Origin of the sequence: Flavobacterium sp. ASW18X, assembly GCF_005144745.1 — a bacterium.
Taxonomy (GTDB): Bacteria; Bacteroidota; Bacteroidia; order Flavobacteriales; family Flavobacteriaceae; genus Croceivirga.
In genome coordinates this window covers 47,022-68,514 of record NZ_SWKK01000003.1, presented here as the reverse complement: position 1 = coordinate 68,514, position 21,493 = coordinate 47,022, and the positions used below count along the sequence as shown (strand labels likewise).

At 37.8% G+C, this 21,493-nt stretch carries 15 protein-coding genes and 1 pseudogene; 7 read left to right on the top strand and 9 right to left on the bottom strand.

Features of this window, described 5'->3' with window-relative positions; genetic code table 11:
- Positions 1–70: 70 nt before the first annotated feature.
- Both dnaE and FBT53_RS01275 read right to left on the bottom strand, forming a co-directional pair.
- On the bottom strand, positions 71–4,459 hold the full coding sequence (dnaE, locus tag FBT53_RS01280; RefSeq protein WP_136949365.1) for a DNA polymerase III subunit alpha: 4,389 nt from the start codon (positions 4,457–4,459) through the stop codon (positions 71–73).
- A 140-nt stretch (positions 4,460–4,599) separates the two neighbouring features.
- Positions 4,600–5,055: a PA2169 family four-helix-bundle protein gene (locus FBT53_RS01275; protein WP_136949364.1), complete on the bottom strand. Its 456-nt coding sequence runs from the start codon at positions 5,053–5,055 to the stop codon at positions 4,600–4,602.
- A gap of 267 nt (positions 5,056–5,322) precedes the next feature.
- On the opposite strand from FBT53_RS01275, the gene FBT53_RS01270 reads away from it, so the two are divergent.
- Genes FBT53_RS01270 through FBT53_RS01255 form a run of 4 tightly spaced genes read left to right on the top strand, consistent with a single transcriptional unit; the run spans position 5,323 to position 8,392 of the window.
- Positions 5,323–5,907 carry a 30S ribosomal protein S16 gene (locus FBT53_RS01270; RefSeq protein WP_136949363.1) on the top strand — a complete coding sequence of 195 codons (585 nt, stop codon included), beginning with the start codon at positions 5,323–5,325 and terminating at the stop codon, positions 5,905–5,907.
- Positions 5,908–5,917: 10 nt separating this feature from the next.
- Complete coding sequence (rimM, locus tag FBT53_RS01265) at positions 5,918–6,448, top strand: ribosome maturation factor RimM (RefSeq protein ID WP_136949362.1); 531 nt, start codon at positions 5,918–5,920, stop codon at positions 6,446–6,448.
- Positions 6,448–7,164, top strand: coding sequence for a tRNA1(Val) (adenine(37)-N6)-methyltransferase (locus tag FBT53_RS01260; RefSeq protein WP_136949361.1), 717 nt, complete (start codon positions 6,448–6,450; stop codon positions 7,162–7,164). The genes rimM and FBT53_RS01260 overlap by 1 nt, the downstream gene beginning before the upstream one ends.
- A gap of 49 nt (positions 7,165–7,213) precedes the next feature.
- Complete coding sequence (locus tag FBT53_RS01255) at positions 7,214–8,392, top strand: acyl-CoA dehydrogenase family protein (RefSeq protein WP_136949360.1); 1,179 nt, start codon at positions 7,214–7,216, stop codon at positions 8,390–8,392.
- Positions 8,393–8,462: 70 nt separating this feature from the next.
- Here the strand turns inward: FBT53_RS01255 and FBT53_RS01250 are convergent, their stop codons facing one another.
- The 4 genes from FBT53_RS01250 to FBT53_RS01235 are packed head-to-tail and all read right to left on the bottom strand — an operon-like array spanning position 8,463 to position 14,864.
- The gene (locus tag FBT53_RS01250) at positions 8,463–9,746 is read right to left on the bottom strand and encodes a PQQ-like beta-propeller repeat protein (protein WP_136949359.1); all 1,284 of its coding nucleotides are present in this window, start codon (positions 9,744–9,746) and stop codon (positions 8,463–8,465) included.
- Position 9,747: 1 nt separating this feature from the next.
- A complete protein-coding gene (locus tag FBT53_RS01245; protein WP_136949358.1) occupies positions 9,748–10,461 on the bottom strand; it encodes an Ig-like domain-containing protein in 714 nt (237 codons plus the stop codon).
- A complete protein-coding gene (locus FBT53_RS01240; protein WP_136949357.1) occupies positions 10,458–14,435 on the bottom strand; it encodes a M4 family metallopeptidase in 3,978 nt (1,325 codons plus the stop codon). The genes FBT53_RS01245 and FBT53_RS01240 overlap by 4 nt, the downstream gene beginning before the upstream one ends.
- A 6-nt stretch (positions 14,436–14,441) precedes the next feature.
- Positions 14,442–14,864 carry a hypothetical protein gene (locus tag FBT53_RS01235; RefSeq protein ID WP_136949356.1) on the bottom strand — a complete coding sequence of 141 codons (423 nt, stop codon included), beginning with the start codon at positions 14,862–14,864 and terminating at the stop codon, positions 14,442–14,444.
- A 172-nt stretch (positions 14,865–15,036) separates the two neighbouring features.
- Between FBT53_RS01235 and FBT53_RS01230 the strand changes: the two genes are divergently transcribed.
- The 3 genes and pseudogenes from FBT53_RS01230 to FBT53_RS01220 form a co-directional block, all read left to right on the top strand.
- Positions 15,037–17,067 carry a sensor histidine kinase gene (locus FBT53_RS01230; protein ID WP_136949355.1) on the top strand — a complete coding sequence of 677 codons (2,031 nt, stop codon included), beginning with the start codon at positions 15,037–15,039 and terminating at the stop codon, positions 17,065–17,067.
- Positions 17,057–17,692: a response regulator transcription factor gene (locus tag FBT53_RS01225; protein WP_136949354.1), complete on the top strand. Its 636-nt coding sequence runs from the start codon at positions 17,057–17,059 to the stop codon at positions 17,690–17,692. The genes FBT53_RS01230 and FBT53_RS01225 overlap by 11 nt, the downstream gene beginning before the upstream one ends.
- 41 nt (positions 17,693–17,733) lie before the next feature.
- Positions 17,734–18,012: pseudogene (locus FBT53_RS01220) on the top strand (trehalase family glycosidase); the annotation flags it as partial.
- A gap of 26 nt (positions 18,013–18,038) precedes the next feature.
- Here FBT53_RS01220 and FBT53_RS01215 read toward each other — a convergent pair.
- From FBT53_RS01215 to FBT53_RS01205, 3 genes are read right to left on the bottom strand one after another with little or no spacing between them, the layout of a single operon-like run.
- Positions 18,039–18,716, bottom strand: a complete 678-nt coding sequence (locus tag FBT53_RS01215; protein WP_136949353.1) for a hypothetical protein — start codon at positions 18,714–18,716, stop codon at positions 18,039–18,041.
- Between the two features lie 59 nt (positions 18,717–18,775).
- The gene (locus tag FBT53_RS01210) at positions 18,776–21,067 is read right to left on the bottom strand and encodes an FdhF/YdeP family oxidoreductase (RefSeq protein ID WP_136949352.1); all 2,292 of its coding nucleotides are present in this window, start codon (positions 21,065–21,067) and stop codon (positions 18,776–18,778) included.
- Between the two features lies 1 nt (position 21,068).
- Positions 21,069–21,434, bottom strand: coding sequence for a hypothetical protein (locus FBT53_RS01205; protein WP_136949351.1), 366 nt, complete (start codon positions 21,432–21,434; stop codon positions 21,069–21,071).
- Positions 21,435–21,493 lie beyond the last annotated feature (59 nt).

Below are 21,493 nucleotides of genomic sequence, written 5' to 3'. Positions count from 1 at the left end.
TCAAATATAACTCGCATTCCTTACTCTTATTGTATTTGTTTTCATTATCAGGCAATTGAGAAAAACTATACTAATTAAGTTTATAATGCACCTCTTGCGCTTCTAGTGTATTTAATAGTGCTGTGGTAATGTTTACTTTTTGTTTTCTACTGGATAGATTAAGTTTTATTTTTTCTTCTTGCTCATACACCACAAAATTTAACGTATGGCTCCCAGCATGCTCTAGTATTGCTTCTTTTAAATTCTTTATACGTTGCTCCTGAAGCGCTGCTACATCTAATTTTATGGTAAGTTTTTTAGCATAGCTCTCCATTACATCTTGCAACTGTTTAAACTCATTAAACTGCATTCTAGGATCACCTTTTTTACCAGTATCTTTATTAATCCAACCTTCTTTGATGAATACTTTTATGTAGATAAAACTGTTTATCATTAAAAAGTGACGGTATTTTAAGTATTCCTCACCAAACATTCTAAACTCGTAGGATTCATTGTAATCCTCCACCGTAAATAGCGCCCAACCTTTTCCATTTTTAGACACCCTGTGCTGCACATCTGTGATAACACCCGCAAAAGATAATTCCCTATTTACAACCTGATTTAAATCACCATTAAAGTAAGAGAGGTCTGCATTACAAAATGCCCCAATTTCTTTTTTAAAGTCGTCTAAAGGGTGGCCAGATAAATAGATACCTACTACGTCTCTTTCTCTACGTAATTTTTCCATGGTACCCCAATCGTCACAAGGTGGTACAATGGGTTCAGGAATTTGCACTTCACTAGCATCACCAAATAAACTGACTTGAGAAGAGTTTTCGTTTTCTTGAAATTTAGCTCCGTATTTTATTACTTTTTCTAGAAATACAATACCATCCCCTTCTTGATGAAAATATTGTGCGCGGTGAGCACTCCCAAAAGAATCGAACCCACCCGCTAAAGCTAAATTTTCAAATGCTTTTTTGTTTGCTGCGCGAAGGTCTATACGCTTGGCCATATCAAAGACGGATTTGTAAGCGCCATTTTCCGTACGCTCCTTTACGATAGCCTCTACGGCTGCCCTACCAACCCCCTTAATCGCTCCCAATCCAAAACGAACTGCATAATCCTTATTAACCGCAAATTTGTAGAACGATTCGTTTACATCTGGTCCCAATACCTGCAAGCCCATCCGCTTACACTCTTCCATAAAAAAGGTAACTTGCTTAATGTCGTTCATGTTATTGGACAGAACCGCAGCCATATATTCTGCCGGATAGTGTGCTTTTAAATAGGCCGTTTGGTAAGCAATGTATGCATAGCAGGTAGAGTGACTTTTATTAAAGGCATAGGATGCAAAAGCTTCCCAGTCTTTCCAAATCTTTGCTAAGACGTCTCTAGGATGACCATTTTTTTCGCCCCCATCTAAGAACTGTGGTTTTAACTTTTCTAGTAGGGCAAAAATCTTTTTACCCATAGCCTTCCGCAACACATCGGCATCACCCTTAGAAAAGCTCGCCAGTTTCTGAGACAACCGCATCACCTGCTCTTGATACACCGTAATACCGTAGGTATCTTGCAGGTACTCTTCCATCTCTGGCAAATCGTACGTAATTTCTTCATCGCCATGTTTACGGGCAATAAAACTTGGTATGTATTCCATTGGCCCCGGACGGTACAAAGCGTTCATGGCAATTAAATCGTCAAAAACCGTAGGCTTAAGACTCTTCATGTGTTTTTGCATCCCAGGCGATTCGTACTGGAACACCCCAATGGTTTCTCCGCGTTGAAAAAGCTCATATGTCTTTTCGTCATCCAACGGAAAATCATCTGGAATCAATTCTACCCCCGTTCTTGCTTTTACAATTTTTACCGTATCCTTAATAAGGGTTAGCGTTTTTAACCCCAAGAAATCCATTTTTAGCAACCCCGCACTTTCTACCACAGAGTTATCAAACTGGGTTACATACAAATCGGAATCCTTTGCGGTAGAAACGGGTACAAACTTGGTAATATCATCTGGAGTAATGATTACCCCACAAGCATGTATACCGGTATTACGCACAGAACCTTCTAAAATACGCGCCATGTTTACGGTACGGCCTTCCAAATCGTCTGTTTCAGAGATATTCAACAGCTCGTTGATTTTCTCTAAATCTTCTGCTCTAAACTTCTTTTTTAAGGTAGCCTCGTCTACCCCAAATATTTTACCTAGCTTACTCATTTGCGGAATAAGCTTGGCAATACGGTCGGCATCACTAAGCGGTAAATCTAAAACCCTAGCCGTATCACGAATAGACGATTTGGCCGCCATGGTACCATAGGTGATAATTTGCGCTACTTGATTGGCACCATATTTTTTGATTACATAATCCATTACACGCCCACGACCCTCATCATCAAAGTCAATATCAATATCGGGCATGGACACCCTATCCGGATTTAGGAAACGCTCAAAAAGTAAATCGTACTTAATAGGATCTATATTGGTAATGGTTAAGCAATAAGCCACCACAGAACCTGCGGCGGAACCTCTACCAGGACCTACGGAAACACCCATGTTACGGGCCTCACGGATAAAGTCTTCTACAATCAAAAAATAACCCGGATAACCAGAATTTTCTATTGTAGCGAGCTCAAAATCTATCCGCTCTGTAATTTCTGGGGTAATTTCGCCATAACGTACTTTAGCACCCTCGTAGGTAATATGCCTTAGATACGCATTCTCTCCCCGTTTACCACCGTCAACCTCGTCCTCCGCTACTTTAAACTCGTCTGGTATATCAAATTTAGGAAGTAGTACGTCTCGCGCTAAATCATACGGCTCTACTTTGGCAACAATCTCCTGCAAGTTTTGTATCGCCTCTGGCAAATCCGTGAAAAGCTCACGCATTTCTTCGGACGATTTAAAATAATATTCTTGATTGGGCAATCCATAACGGTAGCCACGACCACGACCAATAGGTGTTGTTACCTTTTCTCCATCTTTAACACATAATAAAATATCATGCGCTTCTGCATCCTCTTTTTTGCCGTAGTAAGTATTATTGGTGGCCACCAACTTTACATCATGCTTTTTGGCCAACTCTAACAACACCATGTTTACACGGTCTTCGTCTTCTTGGCCATGACGCATTATTTCCAGGTAAAAATCGTCCCCAAACTGCTCTTTCCACCATAGTAAGGCTTCTTCCGCTTGGTTTTGACCAACGTTTAGTATTTTATTCGGTATTTCACCATACAAATTACCGGAGAGCACCATGACATTTTCCTTGTATTGGGCTACAATTTTGCGGTCTATCCTTGGCACGTAATAAAATCCGTCAGTATAGGCCAAAGAAGCCATTTTGATTAGGTTTTGATACCCAGCCTTGTTCTTTGCTAAAAATACGATTTGGTAACCGTTGTCTTTAACGGATTTATTGGTGTGGTCTTCACAAACCTGAAACTCACAACCTATGATTGGTGTTATTTCTACCTCGGTAGGTTGTTCGCCATTGGCAATGAGCTCTTCATTTTTATCCTTAGCGGCTTTGTTATGCCCTTTTACTTCTTTTACAAAGTGAAAAGCCCCCATCATATTTGCATGGTCCGTTATGGCTACCGCAGGCATTTTAGCCTTTGCCGCTTGTGAGACCAATTCTTTAGTACTCATGGTAGATTGCAAAATGGAATACTGGGTATGGTTGTGCAAGTGCACAAAATCTACCGCTGCTAATTCGGCTGCATTTTGCTTAAGTTCCTTATCACTTACACCCCCTGTATCTTTTTCCCAAAGTGCATCTGCAATCTTTTTAGAAGCTGCCTTTAGGTTGATGTGTTTTAGACCAATTAGCTGTATTTCTTGCGGATTAGCCTCTGAAAAGCGCTCAAAATAATCTGGCGCAACGTCTAATTGCTCTAGCGTATATTGTTTTTTACGTACCAGTTCTAAAAAGCAACGCGTGGTTGCTTCCACATCTGCAGTTGCATTATGTGCCTCTGCAAAAGGTTCGCCAAACAAATATTGATGTAATTCTGTTAACGTGGGCAATTTAAATTTACCCCCTCTACCTCCAGGAATTTGGCATAGTTCTGCCGTATGTTCCGTACAAGTATCCAATACAGGGAGTTCTTGTAATGGATTGGCCACGGATTCCCTGTAAAATTCGGAGCCCATAACGTTAACATCAAAACCCACGTTTTGCCCAACAATGAATTTTGTTTTGGCCATTGCGGCATTAAACTTCTCTAACACCTCCTTTAGCGGCACACCTTCTGCTTCTGCCAAGGCGGTGGATATTCCGTGAATCTGTTCTGCCTCATAAGGAATATTAAAGCCTGCTGGCCTTACCAAATAATCCTGACTTTCAATAAGCCTACCCATCTCATCATGCAATTGCCATGCAATCTGTATACATCGTGGCCAGTTATCAGTATCAGAAATAGGAGCGTCCCAACGTTTAGGTAAACCCGTTGTTTCTGTATCAAAAATCAAGTACATAAGCAGAAAATTGTAACCCCCAAAATTAGCTAAAGATGCTGGTTTATTAAAACCAAGGGGACCCAATTTTTCAGTAGTTATGAACCATAAAAAAAGCCAAGCGAACACTTGGCTTTTCTAAAAACTATGTTGAACCTAAATTAGGAAACGGCTCTTTCATAAATCTTTGCCGTATCCAAAGTCTTCTTTATGGCATTACGCTGCCTCATTAATATCGATTCTGTAGAAGGGGGCAGTACAAAATCTTTATCATTCAAAATATCATCATAGGTGTTCACAGCTTCCTTTTCACCGCGCTCCACCTCGCTCAACATAGCTTCATCATTATTAGAATTGAAGTAGGATTTTAAGTTCATCCAATTTCTATGTAGTGTTCCCATGGCGCTCCCTCCTTTATCTGGATCTTGCCCAAAGGTTTTTATTTCACTTTTCAACTCATGGCCAAACTCATAACGTTGCTTAGCGCGAGTCATAAAAAACTCTTCAAAAATTGGATTGTCTACATGTTCTGCAGCTTCTTTAAAACCTTTCTCCGCATCGTATGTACGGGTTAACAATTCATTCAACTTATTACTCATTTCTACGGAATATTCCATAATCTCTTATCATTTTAAATTCAACATTATACGTTATTGACTATCAACAACACTCTATAATTTAAAAGAATAACTCCCAATATCAAGTATTTAACAGGGTTTATAAGCGATTTAACAGCTACTGAACCAGCTGTTAAGAGATTTAACTTTTTTAACCCTAAATAATTGACATATGGGAAAATAAGGCTATATTTGCACCCGCTTTTCGGGTAAAAGCAAAAAATGAATTAATAATCAAGGGTCGGGCACCCAACAAATTAATGTGATATGCCAGTAAAAATTAGATTACAACGCCACGGTAAAAAAGGAAAACCATTCTATTGGGTAGTAGCAGCGGATAGCCGCTCTAAAAGAGATGGTAAATTTTTAGAAAAATTAGGTACTTACAATCCTAATACCAATCCTGCTAGTATTGACTTAGATGTTGATGGCGCTGTAAAATGGTTGAACAATGGAGCGCAACCAACTGATACTGCTAGAGCTATCCTTTCTTACAAAGGTGCACTTTTAAAGCATCACTTATTAGGCGGTGTAAGAAAAGGTGCTTTTTCTGAGGAAGAAGCGGAAAAGCGTTTTAATGCATGGTTAGAAGAGAAAGAAAAAGCTGTACAAGCTAAGGTAGAAGGTCTAGACCAAGCAAAAGAAGATGCTAAAGCCAAAGCATTAGCAGCAGAAAAAGAAGTTAACGAAGCGCGTATCGCTGCACAGCAACCTGTTGTAGAAGAAACTCCAGAAACTGAAGTAGCTGGTGATGCATCTGCAGAAGTAGAAGCTGTTGAAGCTGCACCAGAGATGCCAGAAGAGGCTCCTGCAGCTCCAGAAATGAAAGAAGGCGAAGCTGATAAAGAATAATTTGTAGACGATGCGCAAGGAAGATTGTTTCTACCTAGGCAAAATCGTTTCAAAATATAGCTTCAAGGGTGAAGTTCTAGTAAAACTAGATACAGATGAACCCGAAATCTACGAAAACATGGAATCAGTATTTGTCCTTTTAGGGCGAAATCTGGTTCCATTTTTTATTGAAAAGTGCCGCTTACATAAATCGACCCTACTCCGTATAGATTTTGAAGACGTAAAAGACGAAGCTGCCGCAGACCGTATTATGGGAAGTGAACTATATTTACCACTTTCCTTTTTACCCAAACTTAGTGGCGACCAGTTCTACTATCATGAGGTCATAGGATTTAGAATGATAGATGCCGTTCATGGCGATATAGGTGCCGTTGTATCCATTAACGACAGTGCTAGTCAAGTTTTGTTTGAGGTAGAAAAAGAAGGCAAAGAGTTATTGATTCCCTTGAACGACGATATCATCACCAAACTAGACCGCCAACAAAAGGAAATACATGTATCCACCCCTGATGGATTGGTAGAACTGTATTTAGGCGAATAATGGCAGAAACTTTTACCTTTAAACAATTTACGGTGCAACAAGACCGCTGTGCTATGAAAATAGGCACAGATGCCGTACTACTTGGCGCTTGGGCACCCTTGCACAACCAACCCGATTCCATTTTAGACGTGGGCACCGGAACGGGGGTAATTGCTCTGCAATTGGCCCAACGTAGTTCCGCAGAACTTATAGACGCTTTGGAGTTAGACGATGCCGCTTATGAACAATGCGTTTCCAATTTTGAAGCATCGGATTGGGCAGACCGCTTATTTTGCTACCACGCAGAATTCTCCGAATTTGTAACCGAAATGGATGCAGAGGAGTACGACCTAATTGTTGCCAATCCTCCTTTTTATACGGAACAGGTAAACAGCGGTTCTTTAGAAAGAGATGCAGCCCGGCAAGAATCTTCATTACCCTTTCCAAATTTATTGGAAGGCGTTGCCAAACTTTTGACTTCAGAAGGCGGGTTCGCTTGCATTATTCCGTTTAGCGAAGAAAAATCTTTTTTGGCCACAGCAAGAACTTATGGCCTTTATGTTACCAATATAACCCACGTAAAAGGCCACGATACCGCCCCCATAAAACGCAGTTTACTGTATTTAACTTTTGAAGAAAAGCAGCCCATGGTGAACGACTTGGTAATAGAAAAAGAGCGCCACCAATACACCGAAGATTACATTAACCTTACCAAGGATTTTTATTTAAAAATGTAAAGACCTCCCAAGTGCTTCTTATCTTTGAAGAGAGACTAAACTGAAGCATATGGACCCAAAGGATTTTTCTGCACCCGATTATTATTTATTAGACGATGTTTTGAGTAGCGAACATAAAATGGTCCGTGATGCTGCGCGTTCATGGGTAAACAAAGCTATTATCCCTATTATTGATGAGTATGCCCAAAACGCTACTTTTCCCAAACAAGTAATAGGAGGCTTGGCAGAAATTGGCGCTTTTGGCCCAATGATACCAGAGGATTATGGCGGCGCTGGTTTAGATTACATCAGCTACGGTTTGTTAATGCAAGAAATTGAACGTGGCGATAGCGGAATCCGCTCTACCGCTTCCGTACAATCTTCTTTGGTCATGTACCCCATTTATGCTTATGGTACCGAAACGCAAAAACAACATTTTTTACCCAAACTGGCATCTGGGGAATTTATGGGCGCCTTTGGACTAACGGAACCCAACCATGGTTCTAATCCCGGAGGCATGGAAACCAAGTTCAAAGACCAAGGAGACCATTATTTATTAAACGGGGCCAAAATGTGGATTTCCAATGCCCCATTTGCAGACGTGGCCGTGGTATGGGCCAAGGATGAAAATGGTAGAATCCATGGTCTTTTGGTAGAACGAGGCATGGAAGGCTTTACCACACCAGAAACCTACAATAAATGGTCGCTACGCGCATCTGCCACGGGAGAACTTCATTTTGACAATGTAAAAGTTCCAAAGGAAAATCTGTTACCCGGTAAAAGTGGGCTATCTGCCCCTCTACATTGCTTAGATTCTGCACGGTACGGCATTTCTTGGGGCGCAATAGGAGCCGCAATGGATTGTTATGATACCGCTCTACGCTATGCCAAGGAACGTATGCAGTTTGGAAAACCTATTGCCGCTTTTCAATTACAACAAAAAAAGTTAGCCGAAATGGTCACGGAAATCACCAAAGCGCAATTGGTAGCACATCGGTTAGGACAATTAAAGAATGAAGGTAAAGCGAGCACTGCCATGATTTCTATGGCCAAACGAAATAACGTTGCCATGGCATTGCAAGTAGCTAGGGAATCCAGACAAATACTCGGTGCTATGGGGATTTCTGGGGAGTTTAGCATCATGCGCCATATGATGAATTTAGAAAGCGTTGTTACTTACGAAGGCACACATGATATTCATCTTTTAATTACAGGGGCTGATATTACTGGTATACAGGCTTTTAAATAAAAAAAGCCCCTTTAATGGGGCTCAACCAACTAAAATAAACTAACTCAAACTTTCTTTTAAAGGTTGCATATTAATTACCTTGAAAATAACCAGGCCCAAAAATTCCGTTTTGGGCAACTACTATTGGGGTACTTATATAATCATATCTAAAGGTGTTGTTTAGCCATAAAATTTCTCCTGTGCTGGCATTCATGCTAAAAAAGCCGACGTTTTCATCTATATCCGCAGTTCCGGTGATATTATGACCATGAAAAAATAATCTTCCGTTTGCGTAGACTGGACTGGTATCGATTGAAATATCTTCTTTGTACCAAATTTGACTCCCATCATTTAGATTTACGGCAAATGGTCTACCATTTCTTGCAAAGGCAAAGCTGCTTGCTTTTTCATACACACCAAAGACAACATCATTAACAATTGTTGGTGTCCACATAGTATCAAAGCCGGTCTCTATTATCCATGAGGGGGTGCCTGTATTCACATCCAAACAATAGAGTCTGGAATAAATAGTATCATCAACAGGGATTCCATGAAACACAATCTTATCAGCACTTATTTGTGGTGTACTTACAGCATCTGCTGCAAAGCTCCATATAACTTCTAAAGAGTTGAGGTCAATAGCATACATGTTTTTTGCTGGCAAGTATATTATATCATTGCAAATTACGGGTTCCCCTGTTGTTTCATAGGGCAATTCAATCTTGTTAATTAACTTACCTGTATTTTTATCTAAAATATGCATGTAAGGTGGTATACTTGATGCAAAAGGTATTTCTGAAAATAGGTACACTTTATCTTTGTGTACTATCGGAATTCTATTTTCTGTAAGAAGATTATCTAATTCACCATTAATATTTGAAGAATAATACCATAACAATTCACCGGAAATTGCATCAACCGCAACCATTACACCAAAACTACCAGAAGCATAACAAATACCATCATTAATATTGATGCTAGTAAACCCTAAACTGCTGAAATCATATTCTAACATTGGAACATCCCAAAGTAAGGTTTTGGTTTCCGGATTTATTGCATTTATAGCATTATCATCCGTACTAACATAAATGACCCCATTGTAATAATTGGCAACTCCTTCTGGATATATAAAATCATCAAAAGTATATACTATTTCTTCCGAGCCAGTTTCTGGATTTACAATTACAACGCTTTCATCCCATCTAGTAATTACAAAATTATTCAGGCTAGGGTCTGCATTAAAAAGGTCATTTGGATTATTGGTTTTAATATCCTCAAATAGAGACTCTTCATTTGTTTCACTACTACAAGAAGCTATTACTAGTAAAACGAGAAGAAGAATAATATATAGTATAGATTTACTTAAATACCTCATCTTATTCTACTGAAAAATTAAAGACCTCTGATTCTGACGTATTATTCTTGGCATCAATAGTTTTTACCTTCCAATAATACGTTTGACCTGTTTGTACCGTTACATTTACTGAATTTTGAGTTGTAGTGCCTAAACTATTGGATGGTGTTTCATTGGTGTCTAAATACACTTGGTATTCAACAATATCATTATCAGCATCGCTACCATTCCATTGTAAGTTTACAGAAGTGGTATTGCTAATTGTTGCTCCGTTTACAGGTTGCGTTATTAATGCAGGAAAAGGTGCATAGTGCGTTTCTCCAACACCTTCATTAAAAAATCGCCAGGTTTCACTTCTGGTATCATCGTTGGTATCGTTAGATTTGGATACTACAAACCAACTATAACTTTTACCTCTTTCTAGTGTAATTGTTGCTTCTGTTGTTGTACTGGTTTGTTTAACGGTAACCCCACTTTCAACATAACTTACATTAACTTCGTATGAGTCGGTGTCAGAAGCTTCTTGCCATTGAAAAGTAATAGTATTCTCTAAATCATTAATTATAGTTCCTTGAGTACAAAGTTTATTGTTTTCTGGAAAAACTAGAGTGGCTACACCTGGAACTGTACCGTTATTGTTGTTATTATCATCAGTGTCATCTGTCGGCTCTTCTGAGGTTGAACAAGAAAACATGAAAACAAGAGGTAATGCAAAGGCATAAATTATCTTTTTCATTTTCTTATAATTTTTTTGGTGATAGTAATATTTTTTGACTCCATTTTTATGATGTAAGTTCCTTTACTTAAATCAGAAATATTTGTTTGAGCTTTTCCACCTATTGTACTAATTAGCTCTCTTTTAACTAGTTCACCGTTAACTGCAAAAACTGTTAAGGTTAGTGGTTCATCTTGATTGGTGTAAGGAAATGCTATAAAAAGCTCTTCACCTGCTACTGGGTTAGGGTAAACAAAGCCGGTATCCAAAACAATAAGTTCTTCATAAGAACCTTGGCAGTCTTTTTCGGTGGATACAGTTAACGTATTTTTATCTTTATTCAGCGGTAGTGTAATTGAATTTTCAGCTGTTTCAAAAATTTGATTGTTAAGTTGAATGAAATATCTTGAACTACCAGATAAGATTAAGGTTACTGATTTTTGGTCTACATCTGTTATCGAATCAACCCCTAATGCCTCAGGTTCTGATAATTGTATCTCAAAACAAGTTTCTGCATTTTGATTTCCTTGTTGTGATATGCACGCTGAATATTGCCCTGGAGGTAAATTCTCAATAGTTGCGGTTTCCAAAAAATTTACAGTCTCATTAATACCGTTTCCAGTAAACAATACTGTATAATTAGCACTGTTTACAGCAGTAATTTGAACAACACCGTTAGATACCCTAATACATGAGGTATCTGTAATTTGAACCGTAAAGTTGCTGTCTGAGTTTGAATTTGTAGAACAACCATCTGCATCAACAGGGATGCCTGTTGGTGTATTTGGGCATTTGTCAAAATCGTTAAGAATGCCATCTCCATCCAAATCATTAGGGTCAGTATTATCATTATTTAATACTACGGTAACTGTATAATTTTGAACTGTATTTGCCGTAGAGGTAATAGTATAGGTTACTGCGTTTGTAAAATTGTTTACCGTTATTCCACTTTGTTGGGTAATCCCATTAACTGTTGCAACAGCACCATCTGATAAGGTGAATGTTGCCACTAAAGCACTTAAATCGGTGTCTTCTGGTACTAAGGCGCTAATTTGATTGCCAGATATTGTAGCATTTACAGTGGGTGTTAAACTATTAAAACTAAAAGATAATATGGCGTTACCGCTATTTGAAGGAGGTTCTTCTGTTTCTCTTTCACCTTGGGTGTACCAAATGCCCCATTTTGCCTGACCAATAAGTCCAGAGGCACTACCTTGAGCGCTAATTTTGTCTGTGTTTAGATTAATGACAGCAATTAGCTCACTGTCGTCAGTAGCGTAAGCATCAAATATTAGCTTAGAATCATCACTGGCATAATTAGGAAACCCAAGTTTTTGATTCACAAATATGGTATTTAATTCACCGGTTTCAATATTAGCAGCCAACACCTCATATTCATCGGATTGAAAATTAAAGTAGTCAAAGGCCACAATGTTACCAGAGGTTTTTGAAAAAGATGGGTTACCAATGCTTACACCTTCTGGGAGGCTAGAAAATAGTTTTTGAATGCTACCATCACCAAAAGTGTTGGTAGTATAATCCCACACTTTAATAAAACCAACATCCCAATAGTCTATTGACACGCCAAAAGGGTTGTCCAAAGCATTGTAGGCGTCATACATAATGTATTCACCAGAATAATCCCATTCCATAGCATCTGGATAAAGTACATCACCAGTATTAACGCCGTCTTGCGTGGTAGGATTAAATAAAGTGTATTCTTGAAATTCTCCCGAAATTAAATCAAAAACATAGATAATATTACTATCGTCATTGGTTATTGCTGAAAATTTGGTACCATCTTTTGAAAGTGCTACCTGAGACCAAATAGGTTGATCAGAAACTACTTCTTCGCTAATATTGTTTTCTTCTAAAACCAGCCCATTGACCGTATTATCTTCAGTTACATATAATGCAATGCTACCATCATCAGCTACCGTTGGCTTTCTAAAAACACCAACTTGAGATACAGGTACAAAATCTTCGCCATTAGTATCAGAAATGTAGAGGGTATTAGGGTCACTAGAATTTACATCTACACTTAAAATAAATTCGTTTCCACTTAGTGATGGTAAATCATCATTGGTATCGGTTCCTCCATCGCCATTTCCACCAGTAATACCAACAGCATCATAAGCATCAATAACAGCTTGTACTTCGGCAGAACCAGTGCCATGTAAATCTGTTGCTGCATTAATTACAGCAATTCGCAAATCAATAAATTGAGAAGAGGCGGTTAAATAATCTACAAGCGCTTTGTAATAGATTTGTTCAGCTTTGTTTTTGCCAATAGCTGTTGCTACTAGATAATAAGCTCTGTTAGCTATACCGCTATTAATGTGCACTCCGCCATTGTCTTGTGTGCCCGTATAAATTTCGTCCATATGGGCGGGTTGCCATCCTGGATCACCGAAAGAGTTACCTCCATTGTTCGGATTTTGCATATCTCGCATTGCTCCAGAGGTATAGTATTGATTGGTAACAATATCTTCGGCAATTAGCCAATCATCACGATCTATCATTGCCCCAAAAATGTCCGCAAAAGATTCGTTTATGGCTCCAGATTGGTCTTGATAAACTAGATTGGCAGTGGTGCCAATAACCCCATGACCCATTTCATGACCGCCAACATCTAGTGCTCCTGCTATAGGATTAAACGCAAAATTTCCGTTGCCGTAAGCCATGAAGGAACCGTTCCAAAAAGCGTTGTCAAATCCGCCACCGTCCGTATCAGCAACATTGATAATAGAATAAATTGTTCCGCCTTCTCCATTTAATGAATTTCTATTAAACGTATTCTCAAAATAATCATATGACACACTTGCGTTGTAGTGGGCAGAAACCGCAATAGGATTGGTATAATTGCCATTTCCTTCTGACACATAAAAAAAGGAGGGATTTTCTGTGTCGTAAGGCTGATTATTAAAATCTAGCGTTACTATTGCTCCTACCATATTGTCTGGCACTTGGGTTTGCGCTGCATTGAACATAGATTTAGTGGTGTTAAACATATAGGTTTCTGTACCTTCTGTGTAGCCATTAATTTGTCTTTGTACACCATTTAAGTCAATAAGATTATCTGAGGTTGGTGGTAAAGACTTAGTAGAGCTTGCTATTGAGTTGTTTTTATGTTTATGACCTTTAAAATGCTCATAGGTAAGCGTGCAGGTGTGATAATATTTGGCAACAATAGCCCCCGATTCTGCATTTATAAAATACTCCCATCTATCAACATAATTTTCAAAGGCGGTTATGTGCCATACCAATACTAAAGATTGTTGGTGATTATACCATACCAACTCCGACTCTGGTCCTGGAATAGTTATTTGGTTTACACTTTTTCTTGTTTTTATGATAGAAGTATTTAGGTCATTCTCAATGATATCAAAACAGTAAGAAGCAGTTATTTTAGGATTGAAGGCTTGTACATTTTTACTTGGATAGAGTTTTCCAGTATAACTTACCTTATCTTTATTCTTGCTAATGTGTACATAACTTTCACCTCCAAAAACCTTGACCCCATTAAAGATTTGTTGGTACTTTAAATGGGTTTTTCCATTTTTATCGACATGTGATTCTTTAAATTGAAGTTCGTTTTCAATAGAATTAATTTTTAGTTGAGGTAGTAGGGTTTTTAAATAATTTTTACTGATTTCGGTTAGTGCTGATGTACTTTCTTTACTGCTAATACCTGCATTATTAAATACAATTCTACCAGATTTTGACAAGACTGATTTTGTAGGATTAAATTCAGAATTTTTGGCAAATGAAAAAGTTTTAGAAAGATTGAACTTTGAGATGGCTTGCTGACGTGTTTTTTTATTTACTTTTTCTTGAACTTTTTTTTGAAGTAAAGATGGTTTAAGCTTTTCAACTTTCACATGACTATTCTCCGAAGAGCCTCGCTTTTTATCAGCAAAGGTTTTTTGGGCAAAAAGCCCCCCTAAGCCAATAAAAAACGAGAAAACTAGTAAGACTGTAGTTTTCTTTTTCATTAGTAGTTAATTAGTGGTTGTGTATAGCATTTTATATAGTGTTCTTATTTCTTCTGAAACCTGTGGGTTTGCAGTGTCCCAAACCATACGGTAAGTGGACTTACCATCTATGTCTTCTAAAAAAGCAAACATATTACCGGGTTGTTCTATGGGAGTGTTGGTTTGTTTTAAATCAGCTAACCTGTTGAATAAAAGCTTAACCTTATCTTTTGGAACATTTTGAAGTTCTGTATATTCTTTTGTAATAGAATTGTTCTTAAATAATTGACCGTTGGGTAACAAGGTAAACGTGGTAACCATGCCTGTTACCCCGCCACCAGAACCAAATTGAATGTATTTTTCTGGTAATTCCTCAAAAGTGTATTGTTGAGACTTACAACCTATAAAAAGTAGCAAAACTAAAGAGGTGAAAATGTAGGTTGGTTTCATAGTGTTCTGTAAATTAAATAGTAGTTAACGAATGTATTTAAAAAAGAAACTGTGGTAAATACCCTCAAAGCTGTATTTTTTTCTACTGGTTTCTAGGTATATCTTTAAAAGGTATTTCTTACAACTAAGAGTTGTATTATATTAGATTTGATTAGCTAATTCAAATAATTTTATGCGGGTTGCATTATTGTTATTATGTGGTCTTTTTTATGGGCTTGTAACTGCTCAATTAAGCACAACCAGTAAAATAGATAGCTTAGAAAATGAGCTAAGAACAATTTATGCGATAGAAAGAGAACAGCCAAGTGCCTTAATAAATGAGAGAAAAATTGATGCGCTATGCGAACTTTCAAGAGCTTATGATGGAACAGACTCTACAAAAACTTTTAACCTAGCCAGGAAGGCACTAGAATTAAGTTCAAAAATTAAATACAGAAAAGGTAGTGCTGATGCCAATTATACAATGGGAAGAGCTTATATGTATGTAAATCCAGATAGCGCTTTGGTTTACCTAACTAAATCTGTAGCTATTTTAGAAAATTTGCAGTACAAGACGGTGTCAGATAAACTTAAAGAACTTTGGGTCAAATCTAATTACAATTTGGGTTTAACCTATGGCTATTTGGGTCAGCACAACGAAGAGTTAGAAATTACAGAAATGGTTTTACCAATAGTTAAAGAATTAAAAGACAGCCTTTTTCTTGCCAATGTTTATACCAATTTAGGTGTTAAGAACATAAACCTAGTTAATTATATTGATGCTTACCAAAGTTTGGTAAAAGGTGAAGTGGTTTATGCTCAGTTGGGATATCCAGAGCAGGCCACTTTTAATTTAATACAGTTGGCAATGGTTCAAGAGCGGTTAGATTCTTTACCGCAAATGAATCTTACCTTGACTAAAGTTGAAGAGTTATTAGAGCGCTATCCTAATACTTTTGATCAATTCAATTTTAACTTACAAAAAAGTCAATATCAGCTTAGAACAAAAGAGTATAAGAGCTCATTAAAAACGTTGGACAAAGCTTACAATTTTGTTAAAAATTACAAGTCGTCTAATCAATATGGTATGGTTATGCAGCGCTATGCTAAACTATATGAGCAAACTAAAATGTTTGATTCTGCGAGCAGTTACATTACAAAATATTTAAACCATTCTTTAAAATCTAATGATGGTATAGGGGTTTTTCAAGCATATTATTCTCGGTCAAAAATTAATGCTTCGGCCAAAGACTATAAAAGTGCTTACAAAGATATGTTGGCAGCTGTGGATATTTATGACAGTATTGAAATACAGGCTTCGGTTAAAAAATCAAAGGAATTAGAACTTAAGTATACGGCTGCAGAAAAAGAGCGGCAGATCTTGGCTTTAGAAAATGAAAGAAATGAAAATGCACTAGCCTTAGAAAAACAAAAATCAAGAACCTATTTCTATGGGATGGCAATTGGTTTATTGGGCTTATTAATAGTATTGGGATATATTTTTTACAGAAATAAACTCAGAAAAACGCGCAGAAAACAAAGACTTAAAGAGGCTGAACTTGACCTTTTAAAACAAGAGCAACAAAATAAAATATTTTCTGCTATGATAGAAGGTCAAGAAAAGGAACGTAAAAGACTGGCAATTGATTTGCATGATGGTTTAGGAGGACGGTTGTCTGGTATAAGTTTAAATTTATCAAAGTTAGATAAAGACGAACCTAGTGAATATCCAAAAGACAGGCTATTAAAGGTGATGAAAGACTTAGATGATTCGTTAAGTGAGTTACGGGTAATTGCACGTAATTTAATGCCAGAAACATTAGTGAAATTTGGATTACATGCTGCACTTAAAGATTATTGTACAAACATGACAGGTACAGGCACCAAAGTTACCCTGCAATTTTACGGCAATGAAAATGGCATTGATTTAAATCATCAAGTAACTATTTTTAGAGTAATACAAGAACTCATTAATAATGCAGTAAAACATGCTAAAGCAACAGAGGTTTTAATACAGTTTATACGAGAAGGCAACACCATCGACATTACGGTAGAAGATAATGGTATTGGTATGTCAAAAGAAATTTTAGAAAAAGAACAAAAAGGCATGGGTCTTTCAAACTTAAGAACACGTATTGCTTACTTAAAAGGAGAATTAGATTTTCATAGCATAAAGAATGAAGGTACTACTGTAAACATACATCTTAACATTAATGCAGCATAAAGCAATTAAAATAGTAATAATTGATGACCACCCTATGGTTATTGAAGGTTTAAAAACACTTCTGGAAGGGTTTGAATCCCTTAGTGTAAAAAACTATTTTACCACTGGCAAAGAGGCATTAAAATATTTAAAAATAACTGCCGTAGATGTAATATTATTAGATGTTAATCTTCCAGATATTAGTGGAATAGATATGGCTAAACATATTTTAGCAAATAACCCAAATTCAAAAATATTAGGACTTAGCACCTATAATGAAGCAAGTATTATAACCCAAATGATTCGTAACGGGGTAAAGGGATATTTGTTAAAAAATGCAAGTGCTGATGAGTTGTGTTTGGCCATCAAACAAGTTTACAATAACAATGTGTATTATGGCAACGAGGTTCAAAAAATTCTTACTGAATTCATTGCACAAGAAATAGTAGAGGTACCACAACTAACAAGAAGAGAGAAACATATTTTACAGTTAATCGCAGACGGTAAAAAAACCAATGATATAGCAGAAGAATTATTTATTAGTCCATTAACTGTTGAAACGCATCGTAGAAATTTAATGCAAAAAATGGATGTTTCTAATGCCGCAGCAATGGTAAGATTTGCTATTAAAAACGGTTTATTATAACCTAAACAAATCTCCTTTTTTATATTAATTATGGTGGTAGTTCTGGACAACAGTGGGATGCACCTAATGGATGGGCACCGCTACAGTGGATGACCTATGTTGGGTTAAATAATTATGGCCACCAGGCATTAGCCAAGACTATTGCTACCCGCTGGATACAATTGAACGAAAAGGTTTATGAGAACACTGGTAAATTTGTAGAAAAATACAACGTAGAGGATTTAACCTTAGAAGCGGGCGGTGGAGAATACCCCGTGCAAGATGGCTTTGGTTGGAGTAATGGTGTATACCTAGCGCTAAAAAAGGAGTTTGAACAATAGCAACTTTTGCTAAAAGATAGTATTAACTATTCGATAACATACGCTTTGCCCCCTATAAGTAACATATCCGTGTCTATAACATTATCTCCCTCTGCACCTATGGCAAAGGAAAATTTTACAGTAACGCCATTATTGTACGACAAACTGATTTCGTTACCCTTAATATGATATACACCAGATTTTTCATCGTTTTTCCAAGCGGAAGAACCATACGCTGTTACCCCACCATTTTTTGCATGGGTAAAATGCTTATCATCCAAAAACGTTAGTTTAGAACTAAAAAGAGCCATTAACCCATTACCATAGACACCCCCAGAAACCTTCTCATACGTTCCGATTAATTTAATTTTGGGGTTATAAGGAAAAGCCACAAACCAATTACCAGAATTTAAATCATACTCGTAGGACTTGTTCTCTTCGTTGGTCAACGTAAAAATAGTTCCGTTTCTTGTCCATCTACCCCAAAGATTGGCATCTGTAATTTTAGACTGTGAAATATCAACCTCAGAAAGCGCTTCTTCTCCTATTTCAAAATAGGTTCCATCTTTAAACAAGACTATAGGTTCAAATGATATGGCTGCTGGATAACCACCTGTAACTCTAAAATACCACCCATCTACATTTTCTAAATTGCTTTCACCTTTTTGAGCCCAAGAATTAGAACAACTAAACAAAACCACTAAAAGATAAAGCGCTGCTTTCATTTATCACTATGAATTAATTCTCTAACACTTAAAAATAAGAAATTTAAATTCTAAAAAAGCTACAGTTTCTCCACAGTAACCTTTACACTTTTACTTATAGGCGTATAACTACGGTCCGCATAATGGTTTATGGGCACCAAAACATTGGTTTCCGGAAAGTAGGCCCCCAGATTTCCTTCTGGAATATTATAGGGTATTACTAAGAATTTTTCTGCCGTACGCTTTACGCCATCATAATGGCTATGTAGGTTTACCACATCGCACTTAGCCAAACCTCTAGCGGCCATATCCTTCTTATTCATGAACAAGACCCGTCTTTCATTATAGACCCCACGGTAACGATCGTGCAATCCGTAAATGGTAGTATTAAATTGGTCATGAGAGCGAATGGTCATCAACATAAATTCGTCCTCATTTAAATCGTGATTTGGCAAGTTATTCACCATTAACTGCGCTTTACCATTGGGTAAATGACTAAAATCTTTATCCCTGGCATTATTGGGCAAATAATACCCTGAACCTTTGGCACGTTCCTCCGTATTTTTAAAGCCTTTTGCCACCTTATCTATCAACTCGCGAACCATTTCATAGTTATCGCCAAGCGTTTTCCAATCTACAGAATGATTCCCTTTAAAATAGGCATCCGCAATATGGGCGATAATCTCTGGTTCACTCACCAAATCGCCAGAAGCAGGTTTTAGCAAACCTTTGCTATGCCTTACTTTTCCCATGCTGTTTTCTACGGTAAAGCTACGCAGTTTACCATTTTTCATGTCCTTTTCAGAACGCCCCATAGTAGGCAAAATCAAAGCAGTTTTACCAGTGACTAAATGCGAACGATTTAGCTTTGTACTAATTTGCACGGTTAAATCGCAATTCTGAATAGCTTCGGCAGTATATGCCGTGTCTGATGCCGCCATTAAAAAATTACCCCCCAAACACATAAACACTTTAGCATCTCCCTTATGCATTGCCATTATGGCTTTTACCACATCCACACCTTCTTCCGTAGGCGCATCAAAACCCAAATGCTCTTTGATGCGCTGGTTCATGGCCTTATCTACAAAATGTTGTATGCCAACGCTACGGTCTCCTTGTACATTGCTATGCCCCCGTACTGGACATGTACCCGCATGCGGCTTACCTATAGCCCCTTTCAACAGCAATAGATTAATAAATTCCCGAATGGTTTCTACCCCATTTTTGTGCTGCGTAAGCCCCATGGCCCAACACACAATTATTTTGGAGGATGGCGCCAATAACTGTACGGTCTCATCTATTTTAGCCTCGGAAACACCAGTCATTGCAATTAAATCTTGCAAATTATGCTGGTCTAAATCGTTCATTACCGCCTCATAACCTTCTGTGTAGTTCGCAATAAAATCATGGTCAAAAACAGAATTTTCTTCCGCATCCAAGGCCTTTAATTTTTTTAAAATGGCTTTTACCAAAGGAATATCTTGATTTATGCGTACTTGTAAATGAATATCTGCCATGTCTTCACCACTCAACATACCTTTTACATGCTGTGGATTCTTAAAATGCACAAGCCCTGATTCTTCTAGCGGATTAATACTAACCACCTTACCTCCATTTTGCTTGCATTTTTCTAAGGCCGATAACATTCTAGGGTGATTTGTCCCTGGGTTTTGCCCAGCTATGATAATCACTTCTGCCCCATACAAATCATCTAAGGTCACAGAACCTTTGCCAATACCTAGGGTTTCGCCCAATGCCACCCCACTGCTTTCATGACACATATTGGAGCAATCTGGCATGTTATTGGTCCCAAAAGCCCTTGCAAACGTGCCGTATAAAAAAGCGGCCTCGTTACTAGAACGCCCGGAAGTATAAAAAATAGCTTCATTTGGGTTGCTAAGCTTGTGTAAATGCTCCGCAATAAGTTGAAAGGATTCTTCCCAAGAAATAGGCTCATAGTGGACACCATTGGGACGTAATACCAAAGGCGACACCAAACGACCAAACCTATTTAGTTCGTAATCCGTTAGTTGTGATAATTCCTCTACCGAATGTTTAGCAAAAAAAGCAGCATCTATTTTATCTGTAGTAGCCTCATCTGCCAAGGCTTTTGCTCCATTTTCACAGTATTCTGCAATCTTAGAAGGGTGTTCTGGGTCTGGCCAAGCACAGCTAGGACAATCAAATCCGTCTTTTTGGTTCATTTTGAATAATGCTCGGGTAGAGCGCACCACCCCCATTTCTTTAAATGTATGTTTTAAAGCTTCTTTTACACCGAGCATGCCCGCAGCATGCTGTATAGGGTCACCTAATTTTAAACCCGTAAATTCTGTAGATCCCGTAAAAGAGACATTTCTTTTGTTGTGCGCCATTTTATTGCAGTTTAGGATTGGGGTAGTTGTCTGATTGGTCCTCTATGGTATTGTCCATACACGTAAAGTCTTTTTCCAGGAGCAGTCCTAAACTACGCCCAGAGGGCATCAACATTTGATTGCTATACCCCACTTGGTCATTGTAAAACCAATTTTCACAAAGGTCTTCTGGCATAAAAAGTGTAATTGTAGTACCCTCAAAAGCAGCCTCTAATTGACTAAGTCCTTTCATGGCTTTGACAGCGTAAGTAAATACTGAAGACTCAAAATGTGTTTGCTCTTCTATATAGCCAGAATCTGAAAGTTGCTTTACTTCGGACTGGGTTAGTCTAAAGCGAATAGCATCTCCTTTTATGCGAATTTTCATGTGTTTGGTTTTACGAACCTCTAATGTACGCATTAGCCTTCGAATGAGGGCGCCCAAAA

Excerpts from the sequence above, each read along its gene's own strand:
- dnaE (WP_136949365.1), bottom strand. The coding sequence starts at position 4,459 with ATGTACTTGATTTTTGATACAGAAACAACGGGTTTACCTAAACGTTGG.
- FBT53_RS01275 (WP_136949364.1), bottom strand. The coding sequence starts at position 5,055 with ATGGAATATTCCGTAGAAATGAGTAATAAGTTGAATGAATTGTTAACC.
- FBT53_RS01270 (WP_136949363.1), top strand. The coding sequence starts at position 5,323 with ATGCCAGTAAAAATTAGATTACAACGCCACGGTAAAAAAGGAAAACCA.
- rimM (WP_136949362.1), top strand. The coding sequence starts at position 5,918 with ATGCGCAAGGAAGATTGTTTCTACCTAGGCAAAATCGTTTCAAAATAT.
- FBT53_RS01260 (WP_136949361.1), top strand. The coding sequence starts at position 6,448 with ATGGCAGAAACTTTTACCTTTAAACAATTTACGGTGCAACAAGACCGC.
- FBT53_RS01255 (WP_136949360.1), top strand. The coding sequence starts at position 7,214 with ATGGACCCAAAGGATTTTTCTGCACCCGATTATTATTTATTAGACGAT.
- FBT53_RS01250 (WP_136949359.1), bottom strand. The coding sequence starts at position 9,746 with ATGAGGTATTTAAGTAAATCTATACTATATATTATTCTTCTTCTCGTT.
- FBT53_RS01245 (WP_136949358.1), bottom strand. The coding sequence starts at position 10,461 with ATGAAAAAGATAATTTATGCCTTTGCATTACCTCTTGTTTTCATGTTT.
- FBT53_RS01240 (WP_136949357.1), bottom strand. The coding sequence starts at position 14,435 with ATGAAAAAGAAAACTACAGTCTTACTAGTTTTCTCGTTTTTTATTGGC.
- FBT53_RS01235 (WP_136949356.1), bottom strand. The coding sequence starts at position 14,864 with ATGAAACCAACCTACATTTTCACCTCTTTAGTTTTGCTACTTTTTATA.
- FBT53_RS01230 (WP_136949355.1), top strand. The coding sequence starts at position 15,037 with ATGCGGGTTGCATTATTGTTATTATGTGGTCTTTTTTATGGGCTTGTA.
- FBT53_RS01225 (WP_136949354.1), top strand. The coding sequence starts at position 17,057 with ATGCAGCATAAAGCAATTAAAATAGTAATAATTGATGACCACCCTATG.
- FBT53_RS01215 (WP_136949353.1), bottom strand. The coding sequence starts at position 18,716 with ATGAAAGCAGCGCTTTATCTTTTAGTGGTTTTGTTTAGTTGTTCTAAT.
- FBT53_RS01210 (WP_136949352.1), bottom strand. The coding sequence starts at position 21,067 with ATGGCGCACAACAAAAGAAATGTCTCTTTTACGGGATCTACAGAATTT.
- FBT53_RS01205 (WP_136949351.1), bottom strand. The coding sequence starts at position 21,434 with ATGAAAATTCGCATAAAAGGAGATGCTATTCGCTTTAGACTAACCCAG.